We start from the raw sequence: 15,488 nt of genomic DNA, 5'->3' as shown, positions 1-15,488 counted from the left end.
TTATGAGCCGTGCGTTGCGTAATGTTGCCATTATTGCCCACGTTGATCACGGGAAGACGACTCTGGTTGACCAGCTATTGCGCCAGTCGGGTACTTTTCGTGATAACCAGCAAGTGTCTGAACGCGTGATGGATTCAGGCGATATTGAGCGTGAGCGAGGTATCACGATCTTGTCGAAGAACTGTGCGGTGGAATACGAAGGTACGCATATCAATATTGTTGATACCCCCGGTCACGCCGATTTTGGTGGGGAAGTTGAGCGGGTCTTGTCGATGGTGGATGGTGTGTTATTGCTGGTCGATGCCGTTGAAGGGCCGATGCCGCAAACACGTTTTGTGACTCGCAAAGCATTGGCACTGGGTCTTAAACCGATTGTGGTTGTCAATAAAATCGATCGTCCCGGCGCCCGTATTGATCACGTTATTAACGCTACGTTCGACTTGTTCGACAAATTAGGCGCAACCGAAGAGCAGCTCGATTTCCCCATTGTTTATGCATCGGGTCTGTCGGGTTATGCCGGGCTCGAGCCCGATGTGCGCGACGGCAATATGCGACCGCTGTTCGAAGCGATTCTGAAACATGTTCCAGAGCGTGACGACGATGCCGATGGCCCGTTACAGCTGCAGATTATTTCGATGGACTACAACAGTTATGTCGGCAAGATCGGCGTGGGTCGGGTTAATCGTGGTCGGGTGAGAGCAGCTCAAGATGTACTGGTTCAGTTTGGTCCTGAAGGTGCGCCCATCAAGGGGCGTATTAATCAAGTGCTGAAATTTCGAGGCCTGGAGCGTGAATTGGTTGACGAAGCTCAGGCCGGTGATATTGTGCTGATTAATGGCATTGAAGAAATCGGTATTGGTTGTACAGTCATGGATCCCGCCCAACCCGATCCATTGCCTTTGTTGCGCATCGACGAGCCGACGCTAACCATGAACTTTATGGTAAATAGTTCGCCCTTGGCCGGCCGCGAGGGGAAATACGTTACCAGCCGTCAGTTGCGCGATCGCCTTGAGCTGGAGTTGAAATCGAATGTTGCGTTGCGCATGGATCCAACCGACGACGATATGGTGTTCGAGGTACGTGGTCGAGGCGAATTACACTTGACGATTCTGCTGGAAAACATGCGCCGTGAAGGCTACGAGCTGGCTGTTTCACGCCCACAAGTCCTCATTAAAGAGGTTGATGGGCAGAAAATGGAGCCTTTTGAGCTGCTAACCGTAGACGTTGAGGAAGCGCATCAGGGCGGCGTTATGGAAGAGCTGGGGCGTCGAAAGGGTGATCTGCTTGACATGCAATCAGATGGCCGCGGACGTACCCGTTTGGAATATCGCATCCCCGCTCGCGGGCTTATTGGCTTCCAGGGCGAGTTTCTAACGCTGACCCGTGGTACCGGCTTGATGAGCCACAATTTCGACGAGTATGGCCCCATGCGTGAAGGGGGGGTTGGTGAACGACGCAACGGTGTATTGATCAGTCAGGATAACGGTAATGCCGTTGCCTACGCGTTGTGGAAGTTACAAGAGCGTGGCCGTATGTTCGTCAGTCCTGGTGAGGCGGTATATGAAGGCATGGTTATTGGCATTCATAGCCGGGACAACGATTTGGTGGTTAATCCCATCAAGGAAAAAAAGCTAACCAATATTCGTACGACCAGTAAAGATGAACATATCGATTTGGTGCCGCCTGTTAAGCTTACGCTTGAATATGCCGTTGAATTTATCGATGACGATGAGTTGGTTGAGGTGACGCCAAAATCGATTCGTTTGCGCAAGCGCTATTTGCAAGAGCATGAGCGCCGTCGCATGGCACGTGAAACCGTAACAAGCTAACTTAATGCATTGGGCCGACAAGAAGAAACAAGCCGGACCAAATTGAACCACACCCCAAAACTGAACATCGTTTCAAGTTTTGGGGTGTTTTTCATTGGGCAGGAAACACGCGGTTCGGTTTCCTGGCTGGGATCGGAGTGGGGACGTTATTCAGGAATAATTGCAGCATATCCCAATTGATCGGCCTGGCTTTGCATGAATGTCTGGATTGTATGCATGGCCTCGTCGATATCGTCTGTCATGGTCATCAGTTGCAGGTCGTTTGGCCCAATTAACTGGCGTGGTTCAAGCTCGTTGGCAATCCACTTCAGCAAGCCGGACCAATAATCGCTGCCTATTAAAATAATAGGGGCATGTGGAATTTTGCCGGTTTGGATTAAAGTAAGAACCTCAAATAGTTCATCTAGCGTACCAAAGCCGCCGGGCAAAGCGATAAACGCCGCACTGTGCATGAAAAAGGTTGCTTTACGTGAGTAAAAATACTCAAAATGCAGACTATGTGTTTGGTAGTCGTTGTTCTTGGTTTCTTTGGGTAGTTTAATATTCAGGCCGATGCTTTGCCCGCCCGACGTGTAAGCCCCTTTATTGGCGGCCTCCATAATGCCCGGACCACCACCGGCGATAACCGGCAGGCCGGCCTGTGCCAATTTGGTGCCCAATGCTTCGCCCATGGCGTAGTATGGTGAGTCTGGTTTAATACGGGCACTGCCAAAAACGCTTACGCCCCAGCCAATTTCCTGAAGCGTGTCGGCAGCGGTCTGCATCTCTGACATAATCACGGGGATCTGCCGGTTAACCGGCGTACGTACGACTTTATTACGACTCATGAAAAAAACCTTGTTACTTGTTGATGGTTCCAGTTATCTGTACCGGGCGTTTCACGCGCTGCCTGACCTTAGAAACGCCAAGGGTCAGCCAACCGGAGCCTTGTATGGTGTCATATCAATGTTACGGAGGCTGTCTCAGGATTACAAGGCAGATTACGCTGCCTGTATTTTTGATGCCAAAGGCAGTACGTTTCGCGACGAAATCTACCCTGAGTATAAAGGGCATCGGCCTTCCATGCCTGACGATTTAGCTTTACAGATCGAACCGATTCACGAAGCCGTGAAGGCCATGGGCTGGCACGTGTTAACGGTGTCGGGGGTTGAGGCCGACGATATCATTGGCACGTTGGCGCATCGTGCAACCGAGAAGGGGGTGCGCACGGTGGTGTCCACCGGCGACAAAGATTTGGCTCAATTGGTTAACGACCACGTCGAGCTTGTGAACACCATGAACGGCGGGAAACAGGATGTTCAGGGGGTGATCGACAAATTCGGGGTGCGCCCCGACCAAATCGTTGAATACCTGATGCTGACCGGCGATGCGGTTGATAACATTCCCGGCGTTGAAAAAGTGGGGCCGAAAACGGCTGCCAAGTGGCTTAACCAATATGGGTCAATCGAGGAAATTGTAAAACATGCCGATGAAATAAAAGGGGTGGCGGGCCAGAATTTGCGTAACGCGATTCCTAATTTCGATATGACGCGGCAATTATTAACGGTAAAGATAGACTGCGATATCCCTTTCCTGGCTGATGACTTCTCAGATTTGGTTCCGAAACAGCCCGATCACGAAAAATTGGTGCAGTTGTACGACGAATTCGGCTTCAGAACCTGGTTGCGCGAATTGACAGGGGATGAAGAGCGGGTGCCAAGCCAGGACAGTCGCGTGGCGGCCGACCCGCCTGCGGCGCCCGATAACGTCGAATACGATACGATTCTTGACTGGAAGGATTTTGATACCTGGTTGGGGCGAATTGAGTCTGCGCCGTTAGTGGCGCTGGATACGGAAACGACGTCGCTCGACCCGATGGCCGCGCGGTTGGTGGGAATGTCGATGTCAACGGCAGCGGGCACAGCATGCTACATACCTTTGCGCCATAGCGGCCCCGATCAGGTTGATCAACTGCCGTTTGACGAAGTCATGGATCGATTACGCCCGTGGCTGGAGAACAAGAAAGCGCCTAAGTTGTTGCATAACGCGAAGTATGATGCGCATGTGTTTATGAATGAAGGAATTCAACTGGCGGGTATTGTGCACGACAGCATGTTGCAAGCTTATGTTCTTGAATCCCATCGCCGTGTGAACATGCAGGAACTGGCCGAGCGTTGGCTGGGGCGCAAAGGAATCAGTTATGAAGATTTGTGCGGCAAGGGGGCCAAGCAAATTGGTTTTGAGCAGGTGGAAGTCGAAAAAGCGGCGTTCTATGGCGCAGAAGATGCCGACTTTACCTGGCAGCTTCACGAGGTGTTATCACCAAAAATAAAAGCGTCTTCCGACCTTGAGCGCATTTACGCGCTGGAGGTGGAAGCGTCGGCGGTGCTCACGACAATCGAGCGCAACGGCGTTCTAATCGATGCGAAATTGCTGGGTGAGCAAAGTGGTGAGATTGGGCGGAAAATGGCCGAATTCGAGGCAAAGGCGCATGAGTTGGCGGGGCAGCCGTTTAATTTGAACTCTCCCAAGCAACTGGGCGAAATTTTGTTCAACACGATGAAATTGCCCGTGGTTCGTAAAACTGCCGGTGGAGCTCCTTCTACCGACGAGGAAGTTTTAACCCGGCTGGCGCACGACTACCCGTTGCCGCAGGTCATTCTGGAATACCGCGGCCTGGCCAAGCTTAAATCAACCTACACCGATAAACTGCCCAAGATGATTAACCTGGATACCGGCCGGGTGCATACGCGTTACTCTCAGGCGGCGGTCATTACAGGGCGTTTGGCATCATCCGACCCCAATCTGCAGAATATCCCGGTTCGTACACCGGAAGGGCGTCGGGTCCGCGCGGCGTTCATATCCAGAAGCGGGAAAATTGTGTCGGCCGACTATTCGCAAATTGAATTGAGGGTAATGGCGCATGTTTCCGGCGATAAAAGTTTGCAGAAAGCGTTTGCCGATGGCCTGGATATTCACCGTGCAACGGCTGCCGAAATTTTTGGCGTGGCACTCGATGAGGTTACATCGGAACAGCGGCGGTCAGCCAAGGCGATTAATTTTGGTTTGATTTACGGTATGGGCGAGTTTGGCCTGGCGAATGCACTGGGCATTACCCGCGACGCCGCACGCTCTTATATCGACCGCTACTTTACGCGATATCCTGGCGTAGCCCAGTATATGGAAGACACCAAGGCGCGAGCCCATGAACAGGGTTATGTTGAAACTGTGTTTGGCCGTCGCCTTTGGCTGCCGGATATAAAAGGGTCGAAAGGGCCGCGGCGGGCGGGCGCAGAGCGCGCAGCCATTAATGCGCCCATGCAAGGTACGGCGGCCGATCTTATTAAAATGGCCATGGTAGCTGTGCAGAAATGGATTTATGAACAGAAGCTTGAGACATTAATGGTGATGCAGGTGCATGATGAATTGGTGTTTGAAGTACCTGAAAAAGAAGTGGATACGGTAACCAAGTCGTTGCCGGATCTAATGTGTAATGTCGCTAAACTGGATGTTCCGCTGGTGGCTGAAGTAGGAGTCGGCTCCAATTGGGAACAGGCTCACTAAGGAGGATTTATGTCGTTTTCACCTATTACGGGTGCAGCACCTACTGTGATTCATACGTCAGCCGACGGTCTTGATCATGGTGCGTTCAAAATGCCAACGTTCGACGGCGAGATTTCTGCTTACTATGCGGCGCCCGCCGGTCAGAAGAATGCTCCCGTCTTATTGGTCGTACAAGAGGTGTTTGGTTTGCACGAGCATATTCAAGACGTGTGCCGCCGTTTTGCAAAAGAAGGCTATTTTGCGGTGGCGGTTGAGCTGTATGAGCGTCAGGGGGATGCTTCCAAATATACCGACGTACCGACATTGATTCAGGAAATTGTTTCGAAAGTGTCCGATGAACAGGTATTGGCTGATTTGGATGCCAGTGTTGCCTGGGCTAAACAGCAAGGCGCCGATACGAGCCGTTTAGGTATTACCGGTTTTTGCTGGGGCGGGCGTATTACCTGGATGTACGCTGAGCATAATGCAAATTGTAAAGCGGGCGTTGCGTGGTATGGAAAGCTGGCGGTCGGCCATGGGCCGTTGCAAAAGCGTAATCCCGTTGATGTTGCCAACACGCTTAAAGCGCCGGTATTGGGCCTTTATGGGGGGCAAGACGCCGGTATTCCCTTAGATGACGTACACCGGATGCAAGATGCATTGGCAAATGGAAATGATATGGCCAAGGCGTCGGAAGTTATTGTGTATCCGGAATCGAATCATGCGTTCTACGCAGATTATCGGCCAAGCTATAACGAAGTGGATGCCAAAGACGCCTGGTCTCGCGCGTTGAATTGGTTTAAACGGTATCTGGCGTAAATGAAAATGGGCCCCTACGCGGTGGTGGGGCCCATTTTCGTTGATAACGACAAAATACGTTAACGTTTTTGCAAGCAGCGTTGTTCCGTTAGCTTAACTGCGCATTTTGCAGCGCCCGAATACGTTGCTCGATAGGCGGATGGGTGGAAAACAGGGCACTAATTCCGCCGCCGCCGCCAGAGATGCCGGCCGCTTCAAATGATTCCGGCAGTTTACCGGGCTGCAGCCCTCCCAAGCGTGCCAATGCTTTCATCATGGGTTCGCGAGCTCCCATTAATTTGGCGCTGCCTGAGTCGGCCCGGTACTCGCGTTGACGTGAAAACCAGGCGACAATAATCGACGCCAGCAAGCCGAAGATGATTTCGCACACAATAACGACACCAAAATACCCCAGGCCCAGACCTCGTTCATTTTTAAGAATGACGCGGTCAACGAAATAACCCACTACTCGGGCCAGGAACACCACAAACGTATTCACAACGCCCTGGATCAGCGTAAGTGTGACCATGTCACCGTTTGCGACGTGGGCTACTTCATGCCCCAGTACAGCTGCGACCTCTTCTTCAGTCATGCTGCTGAGCAGCCCGGTCGAGACGGCAACCAGCGCATTGTTACGGAACGCACCAGTGGCAAACGCATTGGGTGGCCCGTCGTAGATCGCGACTTCCGGATGGCCGATACCGGCGCGGTCAGCCAGTTGATGAACGGTTTCCACCAGCCATGCTTCTTGGCGGCTGGATGGCGCCTGAGGGTCAATAACGCGGGCACCAGTGGAGCGTTTCGCCATCCATTTACTGATCAGTAAAGAAATGAAAGCGCCGCCAAAGCCAATGAATGCCGAGAAAATAAGTAGCTGAGTCAGGTTCAGCCCCTGTTCATCCAGATAGCGTCCAACGCCCAGAATGCTCATCGTGATGCTGAGCACAACCATAACGGCGATATTGGTCATTAGAAAAAGGAAAATACGTTTCATGCTCAGAGGTTCCTGCAAGATATGAATGCGCGAAGTTTGACACAAAATATGGGGTCAGGTTCATTGAATTCAAAGGTATTGAACGTGAAATCTGACAACCAGCTGAAGAAAAATAATCTTACAGGCGCAGTATAGTATTGTCTTTGCAATTTTTCCGGGAAGAGAATTCGCCAAATGCAGTCTTTGTGGATGATTCTGGCCTGCGCCATGTTTGCGTTAATGGGCGCCTGTATTAAGATTGCGGCCGATTTTGGGGCTTCCCTGGCACAAATCGTTCTGTTTCGCGGTATCCCTTCAGTACTGCTGTTATTAGGTTGGGCGATGCTGACACAACGTGTGATTCGCCCATCCAGCTGGAAACTTCATTTTCGGCGCAATATCTCGGGCGTCAGCGCCATGTGGTTGGGTTTTTATGCGTTATCGCATCTACCTCTGCCCACTGCCGTCAGTTTGAACTACACATCACCGCTGTTTATTACCGGTTGGATGTTGGCCTGGGGTGGCGCAAAACGAGACTATCTTCGCGCTGTTGCGGTTTGCATCGGTTTTGTCGGCGTGTTGGGTGTGTTGCGTCCCAGTATTGGCAACGACGAGTTTTTAGCCGCTATTACGGGTTTGGGTTCGGGCGCACTCGGCGCGATCGCCATGATGCAGGTAAGGCAGTTGGGGCGTGCGGGTGAGGCCGAATGGCGCACTGTCATGATCTTTTCGTCGTGTGTTTGCGCCTCCAGTGCGGTGGGCTTGTGGTTGCAGGGTTGGAATAGTCTGGGTCTGGAGGCTTGGTTGGCCTTAATGGGTCTGGGCTTGTCGGGTTTGATCGGGCAATTGGCCATGACGCGCGCTTTTGGCATGGGCAAAGCATTGTTGACGGCAGCGCTTCAATACACCACTATTATTTTTGCGGCCATTATCGGTATCGTTTTTTGGGGCGATTACCCCGATTTGATTGCCTGGGTCGGAATGGCGCTGATTATCGGTGCGGGTTTAATTTCCACTTGGCGTACGTACATGGAAAGTCGTCACCTCCGCCGGCAGGCCACAAAAACAGTAAAGATTTGAAAGGGGTAAAAGTGTATAAGTTATTGGTTAATGTCGATCAGTTGAAATCGTTGCTCGATGACGGCAATACTGTTGTATTTGATGTTCGGCATGATTTGGCCGATCACGGCGCAGGGCGCCGAGCTTATGAAGCGGGTCATATACCCGGCGCTTTTTTTCTTGATCATGAAGAAGATTTAAGTGCTCCCAAAACGGGTAAGAATGGTCGCCATCCATTACCGCCCTTAAGCGCATTTGCGGCATTAATGGGCGGTTACGGTGTCGGCAAAGACGTGCAGGTTGTGATTTACGACGGGGGCAATAGTATGTTTGCCGCGCATTTATGGTGGATGTTGCGTTGGATGGGGCATCAAGCCGTTAGCGTGCTGGATGGCGGGTGGCAGGCATGGCTGGAGCAAGGCGGTGCAGTTAGCACTGAGGTGCCCAAGCACCCAGGTGGGCAAACGCCTGAACAAATGGAAACGATATCGCAGCCGGCAATGCCGACGGTGAGTTGTGATGAGGTTTTGCTTAATATACAGGCGCCGCGATTTACGGTTCTTGATGCGCGCGCGGAAAACCGTTTCAGAGGCGAGATTGAGCCTATGGATCCGGTAGCGGGCCATATTCCTGGTGCTTTGAATCGTCCGAATACCTTGAATCTGGATGAAAAAGGGCGTTTCCGTTCGCCACAGGCCTTGCGCGAGTCTTTTATACAGGTGCTGGGTGGTACTAAACCCAACACAGTAGTTCACCAGTGTGGTTCTGGCATTACCGCCTGCCATAACCTGTTGGCTATGGAAATTGCGGGACTAGAAGGGTCTGCTCTTTATCCCGGTTCGTGGAGCGAGTGGTGCAGTGACAGCACTCGCCCCGTTGCGACAGGTAATTAGTTGTTTAAACTGAAGCTAAGCTTTCATCAGGCGGCGATACCACTCATGGAAATGCAACATGCCATCTTCCATGGGTGATTGATACGGGCCTGTTTCATTAGCCCCGCGCTCCATCAAGGCACGTCGGCCGGCATCCATGCGTTCGGCAATTTCATCGTCTTCAACAGCTGTTTCCATATACGCGGCCTGTTGCGCTTCGACGAAGTCGCGTTCGAATGCGGCGATTTCTTCGGGGTAATAAAACTCAACAATGTTCACGGTTTCCTGCGGGCTAACCGGGTGCAGGGTGGAAAGCACCAGCACGTGAGGATAGAGTTCGATCATGTGCGTGGGAAAATAGGTGACCCACACTGCACCGAAGTCGGGCGTTTCCCCTTCACGGAAACTGAGCAGATTATCGTGCCAGCGTTTATATGTTTGCGAACCGGGTTGCGCCAGTGCGTTGTGGACACCCACTCGCTGTAGGCTGTACCAGTCGCCAAATTCCCAGCTCAGGTCGTCACAGGTAACAAAGCGCCCGAGGCCCGGGTGGAAAGGCCCGACATGATAGTCTTCCAGGTAGACTTCAATAAAGGTTTTCCAGTTGTAGTTGCAGCGATGCACCTCAACGCGGTCAAGCACGTAGTCGGAGAAGTCGAATTCCGGACGGGAAAACAGTTGTGCCATGTCGGCTGCCGGGTCGCGTGGCCCTTCGAACAATAAGCCGTGGCAGTTTTGCAAGGGGAACGTCTGCAGGTTCATGCAGGGCGTTTCCGGGAACTGCGGCGCCCCCAGCAACTGGCCATTCTGGCTGTATGTCCAACGGTGAATCGGGCAAACAATATTGCCGCCGGTGTCTCTGAGATTGCCCTGTTTGGCCTGGTGGCCCTGGGGGTGTTGGGTGTCGAACCCCAGCATGATAGCCTGTCGGTGCCGGCAGATATTCGACATGAGTTCAACGCCGGCAGCCGACCGAACCAGTGCCCGCCCGTTCTTTTCGTGGGCAAGCGCGTACCAGTCGCCCCGTTCCGGGACAAGTTTTTCGTGGCCGACATAAATAGCGGAGTTGCCAAAAATGCGACTTTTTTCAAGTTCAAACGTTTTTTCGTCGAAATAGTTTCCGACGGGTAATTGAGATTGTGCCAGCGCGAACTGCGCTTCACGACCTATATCGGTCATGATTCCCCCCGCTTGGTTGATACCAGTTCAACAAAAAACCCGTGGCGGCGTGGACCGTAACGGGCACTGGTGCGAAGAAAAAAAATCGGACTGGCCGATGCGTTCAGTACAATGTAAGAGATTATTGTACCCTAGTTTTTATCTTATAAAACAAGGCCTCGGAGCGAGTTTCGTACGAACTTCATGCGATTTCGTACAATCGACAATGGCAAAAAGTATTGGAATATATGAATGGCTGAAAAGCAAAAGACCTCGTCCGACCTGAAATCAAAGGATACAGCGCCTTTGCCCGACGATTTTGAAACGGCACTGATGCAGCTTGAGACGCTGGTTGCGAAAATGGAAGACGGCGATATGCCGCTGGAACAATCGCTGGCAGCTTATGAGCGCGGCGTTGCATTGGCAAAGCGCTGCCAAAGTTTGTTGGATGCGGCCGAACAACAGGTCAAAGTGCTGCAGGGCAACCTGTTGAAACCGCTTGATGCTGACGCCACGCCGGATGAAAGTCAGTTATGACGAGCGGAACTCTACCTTTTGAGCAGTGGTTGGCGAGCATGGCGTCGCGCATCGAGCATGTACTGGATGAAGCCATGCCCGACGCAAACGACGAACCTGAGCATTTGCATGATGCTATGCGTTACGCCGTGCTTGGAGGCGGTAAGCGCGTGCGCGCCGCATTGGTGTACGCAGCCGGGGAAGCATCGGCGCATCATCAAGGCACCACCTTGTCGTCCGCCCAAGCCAAGGCACTCGATCTGGCGGCCGCTTCGGTCGAACTGATTCATGCTTATTCGTTGGTTCACGACGATTTGCCGTGTATGGACAACGATGATTTAAGGCGCGGCAGGCCCACTGTGCATCGTCAGTTCGACGAAGCTACGGCAATGCTGGCCGGAGATGCTTTGCAACCTCTGGCGTTTGAGTTGCTGGCGCGAATGCCGGTTGCGCCGGCACTCACGGTGCAGTCAATTGACGTTTTAGCGCGCGCAGCCGGCAGTCAGGGCATGGCGGGCGGGCAGGCAATTGATTGCGCTAGTGTCGGCCTGGCATTAAGTCAGTCTGCGCTGCAAACCATGCATGGCATGAAAACAGGTGCCATGTTGCAGGCTAGTGTACTGATGGGTGGCGTCGTGGTAGGCGCGGGGTCGGCCACGCGTGAAGGGTTGGAAGCGTATTCCGATGCTATCGGGTTGGCGTTTCAGGTCGCCGACGATATCCTTGATGTTACCGCTGATACGCAAACGCTGGGTAAGACAGCGGGCAAGGACCAGGCCCTTAACAAGCCCACGTACGTCTCTTTATTGGGCGTCGATGGGGCACGTGCTCTCCTGGCCCAATTGTGCGAGGCCGCCCATGAGGCGTTGCGACCATTAGGGTCCGCGGGCCAGCGTTTGGGTGAAATTGCAGACTACATTGTGGGGCGTCCGCATTAAGGTACCCCTTGAATAATGCAAGTCAACTAAAATAAGGCTTATGCCTGTGGCGTGAAACGCCTTTTTGAATTTTTGTATGCCGAATCCCAACCTAGAACAGATTAATTCGCCGGCCGATTTGCGAGCCCTTGATCGCCGTCAACTTGAACAGATCACTGATCAGTTGCGTGCGTTTATCCTCGAGTCCGTATCCAAAACGGGTGGCCATTTGTCGTCTAATCTGGGTACGGTCGAACTGACCGTTGCCTTGCATTATGTGTTTAATACACCCGACGACCGCTTGGTTTGGGACGTCGGGCATCAGTCTTATCCGCACAAAATTCTTACTGGTCGACGCGAGGCAATGGGAAGTTTGCGCCAACTGGGCGGGCTTTCGGGCTTTCCAAAGCGTAGTGAATCGGAGTTCGACGCCTTCGGCACGGCGCATTCTTCGACTTCAATTTCAGCCATTTTGGGCATGGCAGTCGCTTCGCGGAACCTGGGCAGAAGTGAGCGACAGCATATTGCTGTTATTGGTGACGGCGCAATGACGGCGGGCATGGCATTTGAAGCGTTGAATAACGCCGGTGTGACGCCCGACATTAATATGCTGGTGGTGCTGAACGATAACGATATGTCGATTTCGCCGCCTGTCGGTGCTTTGAATCGATATTTCGCGCGGCTGATGTCCGGTCAATTCTATGCTACTGCGAAGAATATGGGTCGTGCAGTTTTACAGCATGTGCCGCCGGTGCTCGAGCTGGCTCGCAGGGTGGAAGGGCATGCAAAGGGGCTGGTTTCTCCGGCAACGTTGTTCGAAGAGCTTGGATTCAATTACGTCGGGCCGATCGACGGACACGACCTCGATGCGTTATTGCCGACACTTGAGAATTTACGATCATTGGGCGGGTTGCAGTTTTTGCATGTCGTCACCCGTAAAGGGCAGGGGTACAAATTGGCGGAAGCCGATCCGGTGCTTTACCACGGCCCAGGCAAATTCGACCCTTCCATCGGGGTGCAAAAGCCTGCCACGCCGCCGAAGCAAACTTTCACTCAGGTGTTCGGTCAGTGGTTGTGCGATCGCGCTGAGCAGGATTCGCGACTCGTGGGTATTACGCCTGCCATGCGTGAGGGCAGTGGGATGGTTGAGTTTCATCGCCGGTTTCCTCGCCGTTATTTCGACGTTGGTATTGCCGAGCAGCATGCTGTTACCTTTGCGGCCGGTTTGGCCTGTGAGGGCCTGAAACCCGTTTTGGCTATTTATTCAACTTTCCTGCAGCGCGGGTACGATCAGCTGATCCACGATGTTGCCCTGCAGAATCTGGATGTCACCTTTGCGCTTGACCGTGCCGGCCTGGTGGGGGCCGATGGCGCGACGCATGCCGGAAACTACGATATTGCGTATTTGCGCTGCATTCCCAATATGGTCGTATCAACGCCCTCGAACGAGAACGAAGCACGCTTGTTGTTGAATACTTGTTATGAATATAACGGGCCGTCTTCGGTTCGTTACCCGCGGGGTGCAGGATGCGGCGCTGAGGTAGCGTCGGGATTCGATACTGTTGAGCTGGGTAAGGCAAATGTGTTGCGCGAAGGTCGGCGAATTGCCATATTGGGTTTCGGAACCCTCACAAACGCGGCACTTGTGGCGGGGCACGCCTTGAATGCGACGGTGGTTGATATGCGATTCGTCAAACCCCTTGATGCCGACTTGTTAAACGAATTGGTAGCAACGCACGACGCGTTCGTCACAGTTGAGGAAGGCGCGATTATGGGTGGGGCAGGTAGTGCTGTCACCGAATTTTTCGGTTCACAAGGGGTGTCTTGTCCAGTTTTGCAGTTAGGTTTGCCCGACGCGTTTATCGATCATGGCGACCAGGCAACGCTATTGAAGCAGCAAGGTTTAGATGCTTTTGGGATTGAAAATAGTATTCGTGCACGCTTTGCTGACTTGCTTTTTGTCCAGGACAAAGTCGTGTCACGTTAATTAGGCCTCATTCCCGGATAAATCGTGCGGGTTTTTGCCGATTTTTGGCGAACTGGTCCATAATGAAGGTCAGATTCACTAAACACACACCCGGTTTCGGGTCAATACAGGTTGAATTATGAACTCAATAACAGATTCCGTAGCGGTAATGCCTGATGTCCAAAGCTCGGCTGACACCCGACACATGCCTATTCAACGCGTGGGGGTACGTGGCGTTCGCCACCCCATGTTGGTTCAGGCTGCCGGTGCAGCGTTGCCTACAGTTGCCCAATGGGAGCTGACAGTTGCACTGCCGGCGGAAGAAAAAGGCACGCACATGTCGCGGTTCGTGGCTTTGCTTGAACAGTATCATTCCACGGCCATGACGCCGGCTGTGTTTTGCGAAATGGCGCAAGAGATGCTGCCATTGCTCAACGCAGAAAAAGGTGACATTTGTGCGCGTTTTCCCTACTTTATGAAAAAAGTAGCGCCGGTTTCTGAAGTTCAAAGCCTGATGGATTACGAAGTGACCTGGAAGGCGGTTGCCACTAGCGACGACGTCCAGTTTTATCTTACGGTTCAAGTCCCGGTCACCAGTTTATGTCCCTGTTCCAAGGCAATTTCTCAATATGGGGCTCATAATCAGCGCTCCCACGTTACGGTTGACGTTGTTTACGACGATATTGGCAATATTTGCGTAGACGATCTCATTCAGCGTGTCGAACAACAAGCGTCATGTGAGTTGTGGGGGTTGTTGAAGCGTGGTGATGAAAAATTCGTCACCGAGCGCGCCTATGAAAACCCGAAATTTGTTGAAGACTTGGTGCGCGATGTTGCCGTTCAATTACAGGCCTTGCCTGGCGTACAGCGTTTTCGTGTCGAGGCGGAAAACTTTGAGTCCATTCATAATCACTCCGCCTATGCTGTGGTAGAAGGCTGATTTTTCAAGTCTTTTGTCATTTTTATGCTATGATTAGCGGTTTCTTGCTCGATCGGCAAGGTTGCGCACTTGCGCTTCTTGCCGGCGGGCTGACCCTTTTACGGGCGCGTTGCCCGTAAAAGCCATCCACAAGGAGTAAATCGTATGCGTCACTACGAAGTAGTGTTTATTGTGCATCCCGATCAAAGCGAGCAAGTGCCCGCCATGATCGAGCGCTATCAGTCTTTGGTTACCGGTAACGGTGGCAAGCTTCACCGTCTGGAAGACTGGGGCCGTCGTCAGTTGGCCTATCCCATTCAGAAGTTGGTTAAGGCACATTATGTGTGCATGAATATCGAGTGCGATCAGCCCACGCTCGACGAACTCGAGCATTCGTTCCGTTACAACGATGCCGTTTTACGCCACATGGCCATCAAGACCAAGAATGCTGAAACCGAGCCTTCCGTCATGATGAAGTCGGTCGAGCGTGAAGAGGCTCGTAAAACAACCAGCGATACGTCTTCCGACGCATCGGCTGAGTAAACGGATCGCAGGTCAGGTTTCAGGGTGAACCACGTTTCCTTGCAGGGCAGTGTGATTGAAGTTGCTCCACTGCGTCATACCCCGGCGGGTGTGCCTGTTCTGGAAATGCAGCTGGAGCATCAATCGGTTGTGCATGAGGCGGGCAACGATCGCCAAATCAACATGTTGATTTCAGCTGTGGCTTTGGGTGATACGGCTTTAATGTTGCACGACACACCGTTGGGCACACATTTGCAGGCACAGGGGTTTTTGGCTCCCGCCCGAAAAGGTTCAACCAAGTTGGTGCTGCATATTCAGCAGGCATCAAGGCGGTATCCCGGCGATCGAACGGTTGTCGTCTGATCTGGTATTCATTTGGCGTATGGCCCGTTGGCCGGCGCCCCAACAAAATTGCGAGGGCGGATCGCCCGAACATT

Annotated in this window: 14 protein-coding genes; 11 read left to right on the top strand and 3 right to left on the bottom strand. The window is 52.6% G+C overall.

Annotated features, from left to right (window positions below; genetic code table 11):
- Nucleotides 1-2 precede the first annotated feature (2 nt).
- Nucleotides 3-1,829: a translational GTPase TypA gene (typA, locus tag CJO09_RS08865; RefSeq protein ID WP_119442050.1), complete on the top strand. Its 1,827-nt coding sequence runs from the start codon at nucleotides 3-5 to the stop codon at nucleotides 1,827-1,829.
- Between the two features lie 146 nt (nucleotides 1,830-1,975).
- Here the strand turns inward: typA and CJO09_RS08860 are convergent, their stop codons facing one another.
- The gene (locus CJO09_RS08860; RefSeq protein WP_119442049.1) at nucleotides 1,976-2,656 is read right to left on the bottom strand and encodes an LOG family protein; all 681 of its coding nucleotides are present in this window, start codon (nucleotides 2,654-2,656) and stop codon (nucleotides 1,976-1,978) included.
- On the opposite strand from CJO09_RS08860, the gene polA reads away from it, so the two are divergent.
- Nucleotides 2,655-5,372 carry a DNA polymerase I gene (gene polA, locus CJO09_RS08855; RefSeq protein ID WP_119442048.1) on the top strand — a complete coding sequence of 906 codons (2,718 nt, stop codon included), beginning with the start codon at nucleotides 2,655-2,657 and terminating at the stop codon, nucleotides 5,370-5,372. The genes CJO09_RS08860 and polA overlap by 2 nt on opposite strands.
- Nucleotides 5,373-5,381: 9 nt before the next feature.
- Nucleotides 5,382-6,170, top strand: coding sequence for a dienelactone hydrolase family protein (locus CJO09_RS08850; protein ID WP_119442047.1), 789 nt, complete (start codon nucleotides 5,382-5,384; stop codon nucleotides 6,168-6,170).
- Between the two features lie 88 nt (nucleotides 6,171-6,258).
- Here the strand turns inward: CJO09_RS08850 and htpX are convergent, their stop codons facing one another.
- Entirely contained in the window at nucleotides 6,259-7,143 is an 885-nt protein-coding gene (gene htpX, locus CJO09_RS08845; protein WP_119442046.1) for a protease HtpX, read from the bottom strand.
- A gap of 174 nt (nucleotides 7,144-7,317) precedes the next feature.
- On the opposite strand from htpX, the gene CJO09_RS08840 reads away from it, so the two are divergent.
- Nucleotides 7,318-8,202 (top strand): DMT family transporter, encoded by an 885-nt coding sequence (locus tag CJO09_RS08840; protein ID WP_119442045.1) that lies wholly within the window; start codon nucleotides 7,318-7,320, stop codon nucleotides 8,200-8,202.
- 11 nt (nucleotides 8,203-8,213) lie between these two features.
- Entirely contained in the window at nucleotides 8,214-9,074 is an 861-nt protein-coding gene (locus CJO09_RS08835; protein ID WP_119442044.1) for a sulfurtransferase, read from the top strand.
- Between the two features lie 15 nt (nucleotides 9,075-9,089).
- Here the strand turns inward: CJO09_RS08835 and CJO09_RS08830 are convergent, their stop codons facing one another.
- Nucleotides 9,090-10,232: an aromatic ring-hydroxylating oxygenase subunit alpha gene (locus CJO09_RS08830; RefSeq protein WP_119442043.1), complete on the bottom strand. Its 1,143-nt coding sequence runs from the start codon at nucleotides 10,230-10,232 to the stop codon at nucleotides 9,090-9,092.
- A gap of 231 nt (nucleotides 10,233-10,463) precedes the next feature.
- Here CJO09_RS08830 and CJO09_RS08825 point away from each other — a divergent pair, with 231 nt between their 5' ends.
- From CJO09_RS08825 to priB, 6 genes are all read left to right on the top strand, one after another.
- Nucleotides 10,464-10,748: an exodeoxyribonuclease VII small subunit gene (locus CJO09_RS08825; protein ID WP_119442042.1), complete on the top strand. Its 285-nt coding sequence runs from the start codon at nucleotides 10,464-10,466 to the stop codon at nucleotides 10,746-10,748.
- Nucleotides 10,745-11,665 (top strand): polyprenyl synthetase family protein, encoded by a 921-nt coding sequence (locus CJO09_RS08820; protein ID WP_119442041.1) that lies wholly within the window; start codon nucleotides 10,745-10,747, stop codon nucleotides 11,663-11,665. The genes CJO09_RS08825 and CJO09_RS08820 overlap by 4 nt, the downstream gene beginning before the upstream one ends.
- A 76-nt stretch (nucleotides 11,666-11,741) precedes the next feature.
- Nucleotides 11,742-13,631 carry a 1-deoxy-D-xylulose-5-phosphate synthase gene (gene dxs / locus CJO09_RS08815; protein WP_119442040.1) on the top strand — a complete coding sequence of 630 codons (1,890 nt, stop codon included), beginning with the start codon at nucleotides 11,742-11,744 and terminating at the stop codon, nucleotides 13,629-13,631.
- Between the two features lie 118 nt (nucleotides 13,632-13,749).
- Entirely contained in the window at nucleotides 13,750-14,550 is an 801-nt protein-coding gene (folE2, locus tag CJO09_RS08810; RefSeq protein ID WP_119442039.1) for a GTP cyclohydrolase FolE2, read from the top strand.
- A gap of 144 nt (nucleotides 14,551-14,694) precedes the next feature.
- Entirely contained in the window at nucleotides 14,695-15,072 is a 378-nt protein-coding gene (gene rpsF, locus CJO09_RS08805) for a 30S ribosomal protein S6 (protein WP_114421846.1), read from the top strand.
- Between the two features lie 24 nt (nucleotides 15,073-15,096).
- Nucleotides 15,097-15,414, top strand: coding sequence for a primosomal replication protein N (priB, locus tag CJO09_RS08800; protein WP_119442038.1), 318 nt, complete (start codon nucleotides 15,097-15,099; stop codon nucleotides 15,412-15,414).
- The last annotated feature ends 74 nt before the right edge of the window (nucleotides 15,415-15,488 follow it).

It is taken from the genome of Neopusillimonas maritima, assembly GCF_003576595.1.
Classification (GTDB): Bacteria; Pseudomonadota; Gammaproteobacteria; order Burkholderiales; family Burkholderiaceae_B; genus Neopusillimonas; species Neopusillimonas maritima.
Note: the sequence above shows the minus strand (reverse complement) of the source record. Positions and strands in the feature narration are given on the sequence as shown.

Coding starts and splice junctions, on each gene's coding strand:
- CJO09_RS08860 (WP_119442049.1), bottom strand. CDS start 2,656: ATGAGTCGTAATAAAGTCGTACGTACGCCGGTTAACCGGCAGATCCCC.
- CJO09_RS08840 (WP_119442045.1), top strand. CDS start 7,318: ATGCAGTCTTTGTGGATGATTCTGGCCTGCGCCATGTTTGCGTTAATG.
- polA (WP_119442048.1), top strand. CDS start 2,655: ATGAAAAAAACCTTGTTACTTGTTGATGGTTCCAGTTATCTGTACCGG.
- rpsF (WP_114421846.1), top strand. CDS start 14,695: ATGCGTCACTACGAAGTAGTGTTTATTGTGCATCCCGATCAAAGCGAG.
- CJO09_RS08825 (WP_119442042.1), top strand. CDS start 10,464: ATGGCTGAAAAGCAAAAGACCTCGTCCGACCTGAAATCAAAGGATACA.
- folE2 (WP_119442039.1), top strand. CDS start 13,750: ATGAACTCAATAACAGATTCCGTAGCGGTAATGCCTGATGTCCAAAGC.
- dxs (WP_119442040.1), top strand. CDS start 11,742: ATGCCGAATCCCAACCTAGAACAGATTAATTCGCCGGCCGATTTGCGA.
- CJO09_RS08850 (WP_119442047.1), top strand. CDS start 5,382: ATGTCGTTTTCACCTATTACGGGTGCAGCACCTACTGTGATTCATACG.
- typA (WP_119442050.1), top strand. CDS start 3: ATGAGCCGTGCGTTGCGTAATGTTGCCATTATTGCCCACGTTGATCAC.
- CJO09_RS08830 (WP_119442043.1), bottom strand. CDS start 10,232: ATGACCGATATAGGTCGTGAAGCGCAGTTCGCGCTGGCACAATCTCAA.
- CJO09_RS08820 (WP_119442041.1), top strand. CDS start 10,745: ATGACGAGCGGAACTCTACCTTTTGAGCAGTGGTTGGCGAGCATGGCG.
- htpX (WP_119442046.1), bottom strand. CDS start 7,143: ATGAAACGTATTTTCCTTTTTCTAATGACCAATATCGCCGTTATGGTT.